Below are 16,546 nucleotides of genomic sequence, written 5' to 3'. Positions count from 1 at the left end.
CCGGCCTGTGCTTTTTTAGGGAGTGGTCCATGTTTTACGTTCAGCGCGATGCCAACGGTGAGATCACGCGTGTGGAGGCTGCCGCCTTTGCCGAAGCGAGCGAAACCTTGCCAGCCGATGACCACGAGATACAGGCGTGGTATGCCGATGAAGTTGTCGAAAAAAGTCTGAACCAGCTCAAGATGAGCGACATGGAGATGATCCGTGTACTCGATGACTTGATTCAGGTACTGACGGCAAAAGGCATTTTGAATATCACCGACCTGCCCGTTGCGGCGCAGGCCAAATTGATGGATCGCAACCAGGCCCGGGAATCACTGGGCGGCCTGAGCGATCTGATCAACGACGAAGAAACCGGGCTGATCTGAGCCGGTTGCGCCTGCGGACAGCGGGCATGATGTCAATCACCTTTAACCCGAAAACGCCTCGGCGGGCATCCGTCTGTGGGCGCGAAACCCTTCGCGTGGCGGCGCTGCTGATTCAATCCATAACGCCGCAGCGCATTACCCGTAGGAGCGAATTTATTCGCGAGACGTCAATCCTGTCTCAACCCGCAAGACGCCTCGCCAACATGTTGACTCCTACAGCAGCTCATTGCTAAGCAGATCCTCATTACCCGCGACTCTTACGCCCTCCCCTGTACGAGTTGACGAGCCTGGGCGAGGCCGCGATTGCGGTGGGTCAGACAAATTGCATCGCGGCCTCGCTTTGGCTCGTGAACTCCTACAAAAGCGCACACAGCGCAAATCGGGTAGCGCGAACAGCCACTACTAGCCACTCTCGTTTCATGATTTTCCGAAAAATAAGACTCACCAATCCGAGCCTTAAGATCTTTAATATTGAAAAATCCTAGCCTTAACCTTTAATCACACCCGGTTATGTATGCTAATTTCAGCCTTAAACGGCTTAAAGCTTACGTGGATTAGTATTATGGATAGTTATTTTCCGGTCATTTGCGCAGACGCACTGCGCAAGATTGGCCTTCTGGTAAAAGCGAAGCGTCTCGTACTGGGATTGCGCCAGGCCGATCTCAAGGCGTCACTGGGTGTCTCTACACATACTCTGCGTAAAATCGAAAGCGGTTCTGAAGCGGTAGACCTGAGGTCGTTCCTACTGGTGCTGTGGCGGCTTGGTCTTACCGAAGCGATCTTCGCCTCTCTCGACAGCATAGAGCTGACCCCAGCAACTACCCTCGAGAACAAGCGCGACACCATTGCGTCAAGGCGAGTGCGGCTGACCAAGCCCAGACCGGAGGACTTCTGATGCAGCGTGCCTACATCTATATGGAGCATCCCGAAACCGGTGAGGTTCTGACTCTCGGCAGACTGACATTGATAGGGAAAACCGGTGAGTTCATCTACGCTCCTGATTACGTAAAGCGTGGAGGCTGGGTACCGGATTCGATCAATTATCCGTTACGTAACGAACCCTATACAGGCATCAGCAAAAACCGCGGGATACCCGGTTTCATCAATGACGCCATGCCCGATGGCTGGGGGGAGCGTCTCCTCCATCGCTCATATGGTCAGGACCTGGGACCGATTGACTACTTGCTCAAATCCCCAAACAGCGACCGCATCGGCAATCTTATGGCGGGAACTACGTCTACGTCCCCGCCTGGCATTGGCCACGCTAACGTCCCGACGTTGAAAGGACTAGCCAAATTCGTTGAGGCTTGCGAAGCGGTATACGACGGCCAACTCGATAGCGACTCAGCCACCAGTCTCAAGATTCGCCAGCAGCGGTCCGCACTCGGCGGCGCGCGCCCCAAAAGAACGCTGCAGGATAACGGCATGTTGATCCTCGCCAAACCACAGGACCGGTTTGATGACTATGCCCTGCCCCCTGTCGAATACGCGTGCATGACCTTTGCCGCCTCGAAGGGGCTGAATGTGGCCAAAACAGCTTTGCATGCAGAGCGTCCGTCCACACTACTGGTCGAGCGATTTGATCGTACCGCCATTGCGCAAGGTGCCAGACGCATACCGATGCTCAGCGCCTTGACGCTACTGAATTCGGAATGGAATGACTCATATCACCGGGACTGGCTCTACGCAGGTGTCGCTGATGAGATGCGTCGTCGTGGCGTGCCGGACGTGGACCTGCAGGAGCTGTTCAAACGCATGTGCTACAACGCCTTGGTGGGCAACTCCGACGACCACCCAAAAAACCATGCGGTCATCTGGGTCAGTGGTCAGTGGCGTCTGTCCCCTATGTATGACGTTTTGCCCGTACTTGGCGAGGGGCCCGCACAAACGTTGATCATGTCGGTTGGCCAGGAGGGACGCAGAATCAGCCGATCCAACATGATCAGCCACCATAGCCATTTCGCACTGTCTCAGAATGCAGCAGAGGAAATTCTCGAAGAGGTCGCAGGCTGGGAGATGGAATTGAAAGACCATTACGGTGAGAGGCTAAACGGCGCCGAACTGGAAATGGCCTGCGATGCAACAAGCTCGATACGGATGCTCAGCTGACATCGGCCGGTGTGTCACCGCGACTGCATCGCGACATCCATCTGTGGGCGCGACTTCATTCGCGTGGCGGCGGCTTATTCAATCCATGACGCCACAGCGCCTATCGCTGTAGGGGTTGACGAACCAGGGCGAGGCCGCGATTGCGGTGGGTCAGACAGATTGCATCGCGGCCTCGCTTTGGCTCGTCGGCTCCAACAAAAGCCAGGTCAGCCGGGACGCGGTTTACTTCCAGGGCGCAGGATCGCCGACCAACTGCCCCTGCACGCCTTCAATGCCCATCTCGGCTATCACCAATCGCTCGCCTTCGGTTTCCACACGCTCGGCGATCAGCGGCAGATCGATGCTGTGCGCGGCACGCTTGACCGCTTCGATGAACAGACGCTTGTGGCTTTCCTCGTCAATGGCGCGGATGTAACTGCCGTCGATCTTCAGGTACGCAAGCCCAAGGTGCGCCAGGTTGCCGATCATGCTGAAGCGCCCCCCAAACCGCTGCAACGCCAAGGTGAAGCCAATTGCCTGAAGCCGTCGGGTCAGTTGCTCAAGCACCGCTTGCTCCGGCAATTGCTCCTCGCCGATCTCGAACGTCAGGCGGGCGCCCACTTTGGAGTGCTGACGCAACGTATCGAAGACTTGATCCAGCGCCTGACTGTCTGCCAGCGTCGCCGCAGAGAGGTTCAAGGCCAACGCGTGATCGTGTGTCTGCAGGTGCAGCAACACCTGCTGCACCATCCACAGATCCAGACGCGTCGACCAGCCAAAGCGCTCGATCCACGGCAGGAAGCGACCGGCAGGAATGGTATGCCCGTGCTCATTGACCAAGCGCGAAATCACTTTGAAATGCAGCACCCGATTCTCATCACGCGCATCGACCACGGGCTGGAAAAACAACTGGAAGCCGCCTTTGCTCAACGCCTGATCCAGCACCCGGTGCCAGGTGTGATGGTCATCGCCCAGATTGGTGACCGCGCCGTGATCAATGCAACTCCACGTCTGCTCACCCTGGGTTTCCGCCTGGGACAGCGCCTGATCGGCGAGACCGAGCAAGGTCAGTGGCGCATCGCCAGGGCTGTAAGGCGCAAGACCCATGTGCGCGACCGCGGACACATCCGACGCGCCTGTATCGGCCAGAGTCTGCAACGCGACTTCAAGATTTTGTGCCAACTGCAGCGCTTCTTCCCGCACCATCCCCGGCGCCAGCACCGCAAACTCGCCGCCACGACTGCGGCTGATCAAATGCCGCGTTTCCGGGTAGTGCTCGCACTGGCGCACCAACTGCTGCGCCACGGCGATCAACAACGCATCGGTGCGTTTGCCACCCAGGCGCTGGTTCAGACCGGCCAGGTCCTGCACCCGCAACAGCAACAGATAACCCGCGCGCTCTTCTTCAAAATTGCTCACGTGAGCGGCCAGTTGCATGTCGAAATAACGGCGATTGGACAACCCCGTCAAACTGTCCTGATACGACTCAACGCGCAGCTTTTCACTGCGCTCGGTGCTTTCCTGAAACAGCGCCTTGAGCTTTTCGACCATCTGGTTCATGGCCTGCACCACGCGGCGCAACTCAGGCGTGCGCGGCAGCTCCTTGATACTGGTGAACTCACGACGACCGATGGCGTGGGACTGCGCGACCATGTCATCGAGCGGGCGCAACTGACGACGCAGCAACAACGCACCCAGAATCGCACTGACCACCCCGCACACCAGCAACCACCCCAGACTCCCCAGCGCGCTTTGCCACAATTTGGCCAGGGCGAACATCGGATGGCTCACCACCTCGACCCGTGCCCTCTGCTGCCAACCGCTGCTGACAATGGCCTCGCCTCCCGCCGGCTCAAGCCCGATAGCGTTGATGAACCACTGCGGCACGCCCTGATTGTCCGGTGTTGCGCTGCGCTCGACGATGGCTGTGTTGCTCGCCAGGTCCACCACGCGGATGCTTGCGTAATAACCGCTGTCGAAAATCGAGCTGACCATCAACTCAACCATCGCCGGGTCTTCAATGTTGGACGTGAGCGACAACGCCAGCGAAGTAGCAGCATCCTGCGCGTGGGAGCGCAACTGGTTGACGTACTGCGCACGGGAGCTTTCGAGGCTCACGACAAAGCTGCCGGCAAACGCCACCACCAGAAACAGACAGATCGCGATCAACAGTTGTTTGAACAGAGACATCGAAACTCCTAGTACTCAGGCTCGGCCGGGAAGCCTTCAGCGGTCATTTTCTTCAGCAGATCCTGCCAACGGGACAGACGCTTGGTGTCGCCCACCTTCTTGTTGCCCTGCGCGCCCGGCAAAAAAAGTCCCTCGCCATTAAAGGCATAAACAGGCAACAGGTCGGGACGTTCGTTCGCAGGCTTGATCACGTCAATCAGGCTGTCGAGCACCAACGGCATGGCGTTGGGGCTTGGGTAATAGGTCAGCACCATGTGCGCTCGGTTCAGGCGCAGGGCTTTGACGTAGGTGATCAAGAGTTTTTCGCTGGGGACGCCCAATCGCCTCAGGCTGAAATACTTGGCGATGGCGTAATCCTCGCAATCCCCCGCACCTTTCATCAGCGACTGAATGGGCGTGGCCCAGTAGTCGACCTCGTGCCACAGGTCGATGTCTTCTTCGTAACGCATCTGCTTGTTGAAGAACCGGTTGACCACGTTCAGCTGTTCAAGCTCGGGCGTCTGCTTTTGCGTGGCGAGCAGATTCTGCCAGGCATCGATGCGCTGCTTTCCAGCGCCCAAAGGCCCGTACAACGCTTCGGCGCGCCGACTGATAACAGAGAAATCCCAGTCGGCATTGAGATAGCCCGCCCCTGCGCCGCAAAACAACACGAGCGCAAGCAGCAGCCAAAGCCCAGGCCGTCCATGAGCTGAACGTACTGCCAATTCGTTTGACCCGATATGCAAGCAGGTGGCAAAAAAGCGATGGTGACGGGTTGTAGGGGGAAAGACAATGGCGGGGTGGTCGAGACGATGGAGCAGCTCCGTACGCTCAACAATCAGCGGTCGACACTGGTGATCGCGCCTGCTCAACACTCCCTTATATAAGCTAGCGACTGAAACGTCTTAGTATGATTCTGCCCCACTCATCGTAGCCCGCCTTTCTCAGCCGCTTATCAATGCGCATGCCACGAGAGACATAAAAAGCCCCATCAGTGCGGGCTGATTGCAGACTACAGCCAATACCAGAACAGGCACTCCGATAATCACTAACGGATTACGTAAGACCTTAAACCCCCTCAAAACGCGCTCCTCTGTGCTGGACATTTTAATAGGCGATGTAGAGGCGCCTCGTGACACGAGGTACTGAGCCTGCGGTTACTTGAACAGCCACCTCAGAAGCCCGAAAATGCTGATAAGCACAGCATTTCGGCCTAGATAAAGACACAACTATGATAAGGCCGGCTATACCAAGCGCAAGTGACAATTTGCTTAATGCGGATGCTGACGTCGATCAGGGCCGCGGGTTAAGATGCGCCGTTGTTTCGGCTAATGCCTCATTAACAAATACCGATAGTACGGAAGAGGGTAAGCAGCCGGTGTCAAGTCAGGTCAAAGACCAAGCTCCACAAGCCCCCTTTGGCGGTGTTGAGGATCCTCAAACAAGCGTCGCGATTCTGATGTGTACCTTTAATGGCGCTCTGTTCCTCGACCAGCAGCTCGACTCGTTTGAAGCCCAATCGTGTACCAACTGGACGCTCTACGCCTCAGACGACGGGTCGACCGACGCCACCAAGAAGATTCTTGCCGAATATCAAACACGTTGGGGTTCTGATCGACTGATCATCCTCGATGGCCCTAGAAAAGGCTTTGGTCAAAACTTCCTGTCTTTGATCCGCCGTCCGGAAATAAATGCGCGCTACTTCGCCTTCAGCGACCAAGACGACATCTGGTTTCACAACAAGCTAGAGCGCAGCATCGCTCACCTTCAAACAATGCCACCTGACAGGCCATGCATCTTCTGTTCGAGAACCAGGCTTGTTGATGAAAAAAATTATGTGATTGGCCATTCTCCAGCATTCTTGAAACCCCCCTCATTCCAAAACGCCTTGGTACAGAGCATCGCTGGAGCCAACACGATGCTGGTGAACGGTGCAACCAGACAACTTCTGGCGCAGGTGTCACCTGAAGCAAAAATTATTGCTCATGACTGGTTGACCTATCTGCTTGTCACGGCATGCGGCGGCAGCGTCAAATACGACGTTAAACCGAGCATTGATTACCGCCAGCACAGCAATAACATCATTGGCGCGAACTCAAGCTGGCGTGAAAGAGTTATTCGACTGCGAAAAATGTGTGAAGGGCAGCGCAAAGAGTGGAGCGACGCAAATCTGTCGATACTGAACGATATCCATACGCCACTATCTAGCGATGCCAAAGAGACACTTCTGCATTTCAGTCGAGGCCGTGCCGGCGGAATAGCAACCCGGCTTCGCGAAATTATAAAATCCGGGATCTATCGTCAAACGCTTGAAGGCAATTTGAGCCTCTACGCGGCTGCGATCCTCGGAAAGATCTAGGTACAGCTGTAAGACATGTCTGATTATCGCCGCGGACAGCGTTCACTGTTGCAGCTCGGTCGGGAAATCCCTTACCGTTGCGACCTCCCCCTCTTTCACACCGGATCGAAAGGGGAAAACGCCCGGCGCTGAATGTCCGAACGCCCTGATTATGGTAATGTGCCGCCCGCCCAGCGAAAGCGGAATTGCAAGTTAAAAGCCGAGAGCGTCGGTTCTCAGAACAAGTGCCCCCGATTGGGGTCTGAGAGCTTACCTGCGAAACCAAAGAGGATAAAAAGAGGCAAGTGGCGCATTCCGACTGCTCAAAAAATATACGCTTTTGGCGCATTGCTCCCGCAATGATGATTGCGTATTTCCTCATCGCAGCCAATATTTGCCAGCGCCCGGTTGCGGCACCAAGGGCAAATAAACTGACCTTTGCGTGCCTGCTTCTTAGCCCAACTCGTCCAGACCGGCGCGTAGATCAGGTATTGGCATGACAACGAACACGTAACAAGCTGATCCTGCCTTCAGTGGGGTCAGACTTCCTGAACTGAGCTAATAGAATTTCAAGCCAGCAGCGCCGCCTATCCGGCCCTGGCTTCTTTTTGGAGATACCGTAAAAATGAGAGCTACCGCCCTCGCCATTCCGGATGTTGTTCTATTTGAGCCGAAAGTATTCGGAGACGAGCGTGGCTTTTTCTATGAAAGCTTCAACCAAAAAGTGTTCGAAGAAGCCGTTGGAAGACCGGTACAGTTCGTCCAGGACAACCATTCCAAGTCAGCGAAGGGAGTGCTTCGCGGGCTGCATTATCAGATCAGCCAAGCACAGGGAAAGCTCGTTCGGGTGACGCAAGGAGAAGTGTTTGATGTGGCCGTGGACCTACGCAAAAGCTCAGCAACATTTGGCAAGTGGGTAGGTGTCCACCTCAGCGCCAACAATCGATCACAGCTCTGGATCCCAGAAGGGTTCGCCCATGGCTTCGTAGTGCTCTCGGAGACTGCCGAGTTCCTGTACAAAACCACCGATTACTGGGCGCCTGAATTCGAACGAAGCCTGGCGTGGAATGATCCCGCCGTGTCGATTGACTGGCCTTTCGCCGAGCAACCAATCCTCTCTGCAAAAGATGCCGTCGCCGTGAATCTGGCCGACGCAGAGGTGTTCGCCTAGTGAACCCTCATCTTACCCCTTCCGCAGGTCCGGTCAGCTTAACGACCAGCTTGTGGAGAAACCGCTCACTGATTTCACAGATGACCAAGCGTGAAGTTATCGGGCGGTACCGCGGATCTGTGATGGGTCTGGCATGGTCGTTCTTCAATCCAATCCTGATGCTGGCTGTCTACACCTTCGTGTTCTCTGAGATATTCAAATCTCGCTGGGTGGGCGTGGACACAGGGAAAGGTGGATTCGCGATTCTGCTGTTTGTAGGAATGATCGTTCACGGCTTGTTCGCCGAGTGTGCCAACCGCGCGCCTTCGCTGGTCATGACAAACAGTAACTACGTAAAAAAAGTCGTCTTTCCGTTAGAGATTCTTCCCGTCATTACGTTGGGGTCAGCGCTATTTCACAGCTGTATCAGCCTGTTCGTTCTGCTGGTCGCTCAGTTCTTGATCATTGGCACGCTGCATTGGACGGCACTGCTGTTCCCCCTGATCCTGGTACCACTCATTCTTGCAACACTCGGCATCAGCTGGTTTCTGGCATCTCTCGGCGTATTCCTTAGAGATGTTGGCCATGTAATCACCGTGCTGACCACCGTTCTCTTGTTTCTATCTCCAGTGCTGTACCCCGTAGCGGCGCTGCCGGATGCATATCAGCCGTGGCTGAAGCTGAACCCTTTGACTTACATCATCGAGGAAAGCCGCAGCGTGCTCCTATTTGGCAATCTGCCGCAGTGGGACAGCCTGGCTATAGCTATCATCATTGGGGCAGTGATTGCTTCCATAGGCTTCTGGTTCTTCCAAAAGACACGCAAAGGGTTCGCTGATGTCATCTGATCACTCGGTAATCAGCGTTCGGAACGTCTCCAAATGCTTCTACACTTACGACAAACCTCACGATCGCTTGAAACAAGCGATCGTGCCTCGCTTTCAACGCTGGGCCGGTGATCAAGTCACCACTTATGGGAAAGAATTCTGGGCATTACGCGACATTAGCTTTGAAGTCAAAAAAGGCGAAACCGTAGGGATAGTTGGTCGCAATGGGTCAGGAAAGTCGACTTTGCTTCAAATCATCTGCGGCACGCTGACCCCAACGACCGGTGAAATTGAAACCCGCGGGCGTATCGCCGCCTTGCTCGAGTTAGGCTCTGGTTTCAACCCTGAGTTTACGGGCCGAGAGAACGTCTACCTGAACGCCGCCGTTCTGGGCCTGACCCGTGAAGAAGTCAACAATCGGTTCGATGCCATTGCAGGTTTTGCAGACATTGGTGAGTTCCTCGACCAGCCGGTAAAGGCTTACTCAAGCGGTATGGCTGTGAGGCTTGCTTTCGCCGTCCAGGCGCAAGTGGATCCAGAGATCCTTGTGGTGGACGAAGCCCTTTCGGTAGGTGATGCACGTTTCCAGGCCAAATGCTTTGAGCGTCTGCGCCAATTGAAAGAGAATGGCACCAGCATTCTTCTCGTTACCCATTCTAGCGAGCAGGTTGTCACACACTGCTCCCGTGCGATCTTACTTGAGCAAAGTCGGGTTGAGATGATTGGAGAGTCGCGCCCGGTTATCAACCGCTATACCGATATACTTTTCGGTCGCGAGAAAACTGACGTCGCAGCTGTCGCGGACCTTGCAGCTTCGGAAGCCCCTGTAGGAAAAACGCAGGATGCACGACCCGACGTTTCATTGAGTTTTGACGAAGACGTCTATAGCTCACGTCCCGGGTACAACCCACACGAGTATCGCTGGGGTGATGGCGCGGCAATCTTGACCGACTTCCATTTGGCTTCTGCTGGTCGTGAATACCCGAGCAGCGTGGAGCCGGGAGACGAGATCACGCTGACTTTGGCCTTTAAATTCAATCGTCATATCATCAATCCTATATTGGGCTTCACAGTTAAAACAAAGGAAGGCGTGACCGTATACGGCACCAACTCCTACCTGCTCGACTGCGAAGAAGCCAGAGAGATGGGAGGGACCGGAGCTAAGTCTAAAGCCAAGTTGCGGTTTAAAAACCGACTTGCCACCGGCGACTACTTCATTTCTATAGGCCTAGCGTCTCGCGAAGGCGAAGAGATAGTCCCACACGACCGTCGTTATGATTCCATTCATTTTATCGTTGAACCCACGCCCAAACTCTTGGGGTTGATTGACCTAGCCGTCACCATGGAAATCGACCCGGTAAGCCACAATGCATAAACTTGACAAATATGGTTATACCAAGGATCCCAACACAGGCGTTTGGGTCCGCTCTGACTTCCAAGGTATCGCCTACAGCGACGGCGATAATGCAGAAACCGAACTGGCGAACATAATCCGTGACGCCAAAGACGTTTCCGTTTTGTCGGATGAGTTACCTCAACACTGCACTGACTGGGCAAAGCTTTACCACCTCAGTGCGACACGCGGGAATATCCTGCGTCCGTTTGAGAAACTGCTCAAGGGAAGGGTTTTGGAGATCGGAGCCGGCTGCGGTGCGATCAGCCGATATCTGGGTGAGTGTGGAGCTGACCTGCTTTGCTTGGAAGGCAGCCCACGCCGCGCGGCCATGGCAGCTAGCCGTACACGCGGTTTGGACAATGTTACCGTGCTTGCCGAGCGATTCGACGACTTCAAAATCGAAGAACAATTTGACGTCGTCACCCTGATTGGTGTGCTTGAGTACGCCAGTATGTTCAGCACTGCGGACAACCCTGCGCTGGCGATGCTGATGCGGATTCGCCAGCTCTTAAAACCGGACGGTCATCTATTCATAGCCATCGAAAACCAGCTTGGTCTCAAGTACTTTGCTGGAGCTCCTGAGGATCACCTCGGGGTTACCATGTATGGAATCGAAGGCAGATATGAGCACGGACAGCCGAAGACTTACGGCAAAAAAGAACTAAGCGACCTGATTAAGCGCTCGGGGTTTGCTTCGTCTGACTTCTTGGCGCCAAGCCCAGACTACAAACTTCCGAACTCGATCATTACTGAAAGCGGCTTTGAGCACGAAAAATTCGATTCGGCGGCTCTCGCTTGGCAGAACGTGAAGAAAGACCCGCAACTCCCAGAGTTGACAACATTCAATCTCGAAAAAGCCTGGCCTGTCGTTATCAACAATAACTTGGGAATGGAGCTTGCGAATTCTTTTTTGATTGTCGCCTCGTGCGAAATAGAGGAATCCATTACCAATAATATTCTCGCGTACCACTACAGCACCGGCAGGAAAACGCGCTACTGCAAAGAGTCGCTTTTCGTCGACACGCCTCAAGGTATCCAAGTCCACTACAGAAAGTTAGGGGACGCCCCGGAAAGTACTTGGGAAACAGACGCAGAAGGCGCATTCAAGTATGTGCTTCCTCGCATAGACACGTACGCAAAAGGCAGCGTTCTAAGCCTAGACTTTCTAAACATAGCAGCGCGCCGCGACTGGAACGTGGCAGGTTTCACTCCTTTTTTGCAAAAGTATCTGGCCTGCCTGCAAACACTACTTGCAGAGGAAGGCTCCGATGTCCAGCTGACGTCGGTCAACTCCGTGCTTCCAGGCCGTTACATCGACGCAGTTCCCCAAAATATCGTTATCGACTCCAACGATGTCCCACAACTCATCGATGTCGAATGGGAAATGAAGGAGGGCGTTGAGCTCGGCCACCTTATGATGCGTGGACTGCTGCTGCTCATGGCCGCCGCGAACCCGTTCTCTCCGAGTAGTTCGTCAGTGAGTCGACAGGAGTTCGTTACGCAGCTTTTAGCAAGCGCTGGCATGGATATCAGCGCCGACGACCTGACACGTTACATCGCTACTGAAGCAGCCTTCCAAGAAAAAGTTACAGGGGCTGACGCAGATCAGTTCTTGAACTGGGCTCCGGAAGCCAAGATCCATAAACTGGGCGTCGTAACGCAGGCTTCGAGGAGTGCCACGCTTTACATAAGCAATGAATACGGCAATTTTTCTGAGGAGTCTGCCCTACATCAAGCAGTCACTGACGGGCACCAGATCGTTAGATTTACGCTGCCGGAGGCTCTAGCTTCGGGACTGACGCTTCGATTTGATCCGGTCAATCATCGCCAAAGCTTTTCGATTGAGGACATCAAGGTATGCTCTGGCTCCGAAACGGTCTGGGAGTGGCATGATGACATCAATCACCCGCTTGTCAGTGCCTCCGCAATGCGGATATCCCGAGCCGATCACAACACGCTTTATCTAGCGCTGAGTGACGACCCTAGCGTGTTGATTCCTTTAGATGCCAACACGCTTAGTGGCGCTGACCTGCTTGAGCTGGAAGTAAGCCTCACATTATTCACGGAAGAGCAACTGGCTCATGAGATCAACGTGCTGAATGAATCTGGACTCAAAAGTCCCAACTCCGAATTGCAAAGCAAGCTGGACCTCAAAAATGAAGCGCTCCAGGCTACGCTCGCCAGATGGCAAGAGTCGCTAATGGAGAAGGATACCCACGTCCGTAATCTGGAAGAGATGTTGCGGATCCAGCAGGTACAGAAAGACACACACATCCATAATCTGAACTTACAAATTATCGCGATGCAGGCCTCGTCAAGCTGGAAAGCAACCGCTCCCGCTCGCAAGGCTGCGCGTCTAGCTGGGCGCAGCAAGAAAGCCTGGAGATTGCTGCGGTCCGTTATTCGTCGCGGCGGCGGACTCAAAAACACCATTCGTAAAGCCATCGCAGTTTGGCGCTTACAGGGCACTGCGGGTTTGGTCGCACGCGTTAACTGGATGGCCGGGGCTAGCAACTTCGCTTTCGTGGGCCAGGAAACGCGCGAAGTCTTGGACCGCCACGACTACGCCACTTGGGTGAAATACTACGACACCCTTGATGATAATGGCCGTTGGAAGATCAGCGAAGAAATCACAAAGTGGAAAACCAAACCAATCATTTCGATAATAATGCCCGTCTACAACCCACCACTCGATCTGTTGCGCGAGGCTGTGGATAGCGTCAAATCTCAGCTCTATAAAAACTGGGAGCTTTGTATCGCTGATGATGCGTCTACGGATGCAGACGTCATCGCATACCTCAAGTCCCTCGCCAAGCAAGATCGGCGCTTCAAGGTTATGTTCCGTACAGAGAACGGCCATATTTCCAATGCCAGCAACTCCGCTCTGGAGTTGGCCTCTGGTGAGTTCCTGGCGCTGATGGATAACGATGACCTGTTGCCAGAGAATGCGCTTTACTGGGTAGCGCGTGCTATTCACGACAATCCAGATGTCGGAGTCATCTACTCTGACGAAGACAAGATCGATACTGCTGGCAAGCGTACTTCGCCTTACTTCAAATCGGATTGGAACGAGTTTCTGTTCCGCTCCCAGAATATGGTCTGCCACCTTGGCGTATACCGCCGAGATCTCGTTAAAGAAGTCGGAGGGTTCCGGGTAGGCTTTGAAGGCGCGCAAGATTACGATCTCGCGCTGCGATGCACTGAAAAGCTGAACCGTAACCAGATCGTGCATATCCCACGCGTCCTTTACCACTGGCGCATACACTCCGGCAGTACCGCAATGGCAGGGCAAGAGAAGCCTTACGCAGCGTTGGCCGGCATCAAAGCGCTTGATGAACATTTGCACCGCAAAGGCGAGATCGGTAGCACTGAGTTGCTCCCCATGGGTATGTATCGCGTCCACTATGCACGCCCTACCACTCCCCCGCTGGTTTCTCTGATCATCCCAACCCGTAACGCTCACGGGTTGGTGAAGCAGTGCATCGACAGCATTGAGAATCTGACCACCTACAAAAATTACGAAATCATCCTGATCGACAACGGATCTGATGATCCGGTGTCTCTCGAATATTTTGAACAACTCGCTCAGCAGGACAACATCAGAGTAATGCGCGACGACGGACCGTTCAACTACTCAGCCCTGAACAACAGCGCGGTCAAGCTTGCTCGCGGTGAATTGATTGGCTTGATCAATAACGACATTGAAGTGATCACACCTGAGTGGCTTGAGGAGATGGTCTCTATCGCTCTGCAGCCAAATGTTGGAGCAGTCGGTGCGCGCCTCTGGTACCCGGACGATCGTCTGCAGCATGGCGGGGTGGTAGTAGGCGTAGGCGGGGTGGCAGGTCACTCTCACAAATATCTGCCCAAGGGCGACTTTGGTTATTTCTGCCGAGCTGCATTGATTCAAGAGTTCTCGGCAGTTACGGCAGCATGTCTGATCATCAAGAAGTCCATCTTTGAGCAGGTCAACGGCCTGGATGAAGAGAATCTCAAGATCGCATTCAACGACGTCGACTTCTGCTTAAGGGTGCAAGAGGCAGGCTACATCAATGTCTGGACGCCTTTCTCTGAGCTCTATCACCACGAATCGGCAACACGTGGCCTTGAGGATACCCCTGAGAAAAAAGCGCGTTTTTCTAAAGAAGTCCTCCATATTCAGGCGCGCTGGCCAACGATTCAGGAAGACTATACCTACAATCCTAATCTGACTCTGGACCACGAAGACTTTGGCTTGGCATGGCCACCAAGAGTCAAGATATAAACGGGCTGGTCGGTTGAGAGGCTGTCTTAAAATTAAATCAGGGGCCAGATAGTGCTGAATGAACACCCTACCTGTAGCTCTACAGGTCTATCCAACTTTCGCTGCCAGCTTTTGCTGGCAGCGTTCTACTTTTGTGTTGTTGCACTTTGGTCGATAGGAATCGCCTTCAACGGTGCACCAGACGAATCAACCCACTTTTTCCTGCTGGAGTATTTAAAAGCGTTCCATACGCTTCCCCTCGCCTCAGAACCTCATGAAGCTTTGCTTGGACCGATATCTGGGCATACATGGCAAAAGGGTGATTTTTGGTACCACGGGCTTCCATTCCCGCACATCGCTGGCGCACTTATAACAACCTATGTTGGTAGTTGGATTCTTCCCGCGGACATGATTTATATGGCCGCCAGAAGTTTTAACTGGATTTTGGGGTGCGTATTCATATGCGCGTTATTCCGGACCTCTCGCTCGACGGGATTGCCGGTCCTCATGTCAGCGCTAATAGCGCTGGTTGTGGCGCTGATCCCGCAAGTGACCTTCGTATTCTCCTACCTCAACAGTGATGCTTATGGTCTTGCAAGTATCGCTTTACTGATTAGCACGCTCGTAAGCTTTCTAAATTCGCCAACAAGAAAACGCGCTCTCTACCTCGGGATGGCGTTAGGCTTGATGTTCATGGCCAAACTCTACTTCATCCCTGCCCTAGTATTTGCATTTACCCTGCTGGCGGCAAACCGCGCGTTCAAAAATACACAACTTTTCAAGCATGCACCTACTGCCATCGTTGTCTCTTTAGTTGTCTCGCTCCCTATGCTGCTGCTTGTCTATACAAAGTATGGCGAGATATCTGGAGTATCGGGGCAGATCGACTTCGTCAATATGCATAAGCTAAATCCGGCTGCAGGATATGGCACCTGTTATTTGTTGTGCGGCGACCATTTTTTAAATACGGAAACTGTGTTTCCCTGGCTTAATCTGACGCTCAAAAGCTACTTCTCAGTGACCGGCTGGATGAATATTTTTATCCCGAATAGCTATTACCTAGCGTCTGCTTTCATTTTGATAAGCATCGCTTTAATTGCGCTTTATCAGATGAAACCGATCGATAGATCTGAGCGCAAACTGGATATTGCGCTGCAATACGGTTTACCTCTTGTGATGATCATCGCGCTTTATCCGTCCATCACGCTGATGAGTCTCATAGCTTCCCAGAACTCACTTCCTCAGCCGCAGGGGAGATACCTCTTCGTCACTATCCCCTTTCTAGGGCTGTTGCTGTCCCTGACTGCTAAGCGATTCATTCAGAGGAGTGTCAGATGATTGCTACTGAACCTAAGGCATCGAAGATCAACAGAAGGATTTGCATAACCTTGCTGTTGTTGGTGATATTTATGGTATTGAGCAACCTCTCGACATGGGAAGCTAACACCACAACGTATGGCAATTTGCACAAATCAGTGATCGGCGCGGCCATACAACAGGGCCTCGCTCAAGCGACCAGTCCAAAAGACAAAGCTACAATTATGCTCGGCAAAGATGACTTAGTCAGCAGGATGTCTATCCCTCTAAGTGCTACTCCTTACCTCTCTGTGCAGCTTATCGCAGATACTGTCGCGTCAGGTAATATTGACGAAGTAACCATGGTCGGCTCCGGCTTGAAAATAACAGGGTGGACTTACGTCCCTGAGAATGCCGGCAGTCCCGAATTCATCATTGCCGTTGAAGATGGAAAAGTCATTGGCGCACTGACGGTTACGGAGCAACGACCCGATGTCGCCAAAGCACTGAATAATCCGAAGGCCGCGCGCACAGGATATTCGGGGCAAATCATTAGCCAAAGCAACTCGCGAGGTTGTAAGTTAACGCTTTACACCCTGACCTCATCCCTGAAGCTCTTCGCAATGCCAAGCGTTTGCGAAAAAGCCGATCATTCCGCTCAGTGATTCTTG

Annotated in this window: 12 protein-coding genes; 10 read left to right on the top strand and 2 right to left on the bottom strand. The window is 53.6% G+C overall.

The annotated features are described in order from the left end of the window. Positions 1-29: 29 nt before the first annotated feature. From OYW20_RS04265 to OYW20_RS04255, 3 genes are all read left to right on the top strand, one after another. A complete protein-coding gene (locus OYW20_RS04265; protein ID WP_268799491.1) occupies positions 30-368 on the top strand; it encodes a tryptophan synthase subunit beta in 339 nt (112 codons plus the stop codon). A 562-nt stretch (positions 369-930) separates the two neighbouring features. Beyond that, a complete protein-coding gene (locus OYW20_RS04260) occupies positions 931-1,263 on the top strand; it encodes a helix-turn-helix domain-containing protein (RefSeq protein WP_268799490.1) in 333 nt (110 codons plus the stop codon). Continuing rightward, complete coding sequence (locus tag OYW20_RS04255; RefSeq protein ID WP_268799489.1) at positions 1,263-2,477, top strand: type II toxin-antitoxin system HipA family toxin; 1,215 nt, start codon at positions 1,263-1,265, stop codon at positions 2,475-2,477. Before OYW20_RS04260 ends, OYW20_RS04255 begins: the two co-directional genes overlap by 1 nt. 222 nt (positions 2,478-2,699) lie before the next feature. On the opposite strand, the gene lapD is transcribed toward OYW20_RS04255, so the two are convergent. Together lapD and lapG are read right to left on the bottom strand one after the other, a co-directional pair. Then, the gene (lapD, locus tag OYW20_RS04250; RefSeq protein WP_268799488.1) at positions 2,700-4,646 is read right to left on the bottom strand and encodes a cyclic di-GMP receptor LapD; all 1,947 of its coding nucleotides are present in this window, start codon (positions 4,644-4,646) and stop codon (positions 2,700-2,702) included. 8 nt (positions 4,647-4,654) lie between these two features. Further along, entirely contained in the window at positions 4,655-5,350 is a 696-nt protein-coding gene (lapG, locus tag OYW20_RS04245; protein ID WP_408005460.1) for a cysteine protease LapG, read from the bottom strand. A gap of 542 nt (positions 5,351-5,892) precedes the next feature. Between lapG and OYW20_RS04240 the strand changes: the two genes are divergently transcribed. The 7 genes from OYW20_RS04240 (at position 5,893) to OYW20_RS04210 (ending at position 16,540) form a co-directional block, all read left to right on the top strand. Continuing rightward, complete coding sequence (locus OYW20_RS04240; RefSeq protein ID WP_268799487.1) at positions 5,893-6,984, top strand: glycosyltransferase family 2 protein; 1,092 nt, start codon at positions 5,893-5,895, stop codon at positions 6,982-6,984. A gap of 604 nt (positions 6,985-7,588) precedes the next feature. Then, entirely contained in the window at positions 7,589-8,134 is a 546-nt protein-coding gene (gene rfbC / locus OYW20_RS04235) for a dTDP-4-dehydrorhamnose 3,5-epimerase (protein WP_268799486.1), read from the top strand. Next, positions 8,134-8,961: an ABC transporter permease gene (locus tag OYW20_RS04230; protein ID WP_268799485.1), complete on the top strand. Its 828-nt coding sequence runs from the start codon at positions 8,134-8,136 to the stop codon at positions 8,959-8,961. Before rfbC ends, OYW20_RS04230 begins: the two co-directional genes overlap by 1 nt. Beyond that, a complete protein-coding gene (locus OYW20_RS04225) occupies positions 8,951-10,315 on the top strand; it encodes an ABC transporter ATP-binding protein (protein WP_268799484.1) in 1,365 nt (454 codons plus the stop codon). Before OYW20_RS04230 ends, OYW20_RS04225 begins: the two co-directional genes overlap by 11 nt. Further along, on the top strand, positions 10,308-14,600 hold the full coding sequence (locus tag OYW20_RS04220) for a glycosyltransferase (RefSeq protein WP_268799483.1): 4,293 nt from the start codon (positions 10,308-10,310) through the stop codon (positions 14,598-14,600). Before OYW20_RS04225 ends, OYW20_RS04220 begins: the two co-directional genes overlap by 8 nt. A 51-nt stretch (positions 14,601-14,651) precedes the next feature. After that, the gene (locus tag OYW20_RS04215; protein WP_268799482.1) at positions 14,652-15,917 is read left to right on the top strand and encodes a glycosyltransferase family protein; all 1,266 of its coding nucleotides are present in this window, start codon (positions 14,652-14,654) and stop codon (positions 15,915-15,917) included. Beyond that, the gene (locus tag OYW20_RS04210) at positions 15,914-16,540 is read left to right on the top strand and encodes a hypothetical protein (protein ID WP_268799481.1); all 627 of its coding nucleotides are present in this window, start codon (positions 15,914-15,916) and stop codon (positions 16,538-16,540) included. Before OYW20_RS04215 ends, OYW20_RS04210 begins: the two co-directional genes overlap by 4 nt. Positions 16,541-16,546: the final 6 nt, after the last annotated feature.

Origin of the sequence: Pseudomonas sp. BSw22131, assembly GCF_026810445.1 — a bacterium.
GTDB classification, from domain to species: domain Bacteria; phylum Pseudomonadota; class Gammaproteobacteria; order Pseudomonadales; family Pseudomonadaceae; genus Aquipseudomonas; species Aquipseudomonas huanghezhanensis.
This window is presented reverse-complemented; position numbering and strand designations above follow the sequence as displayed.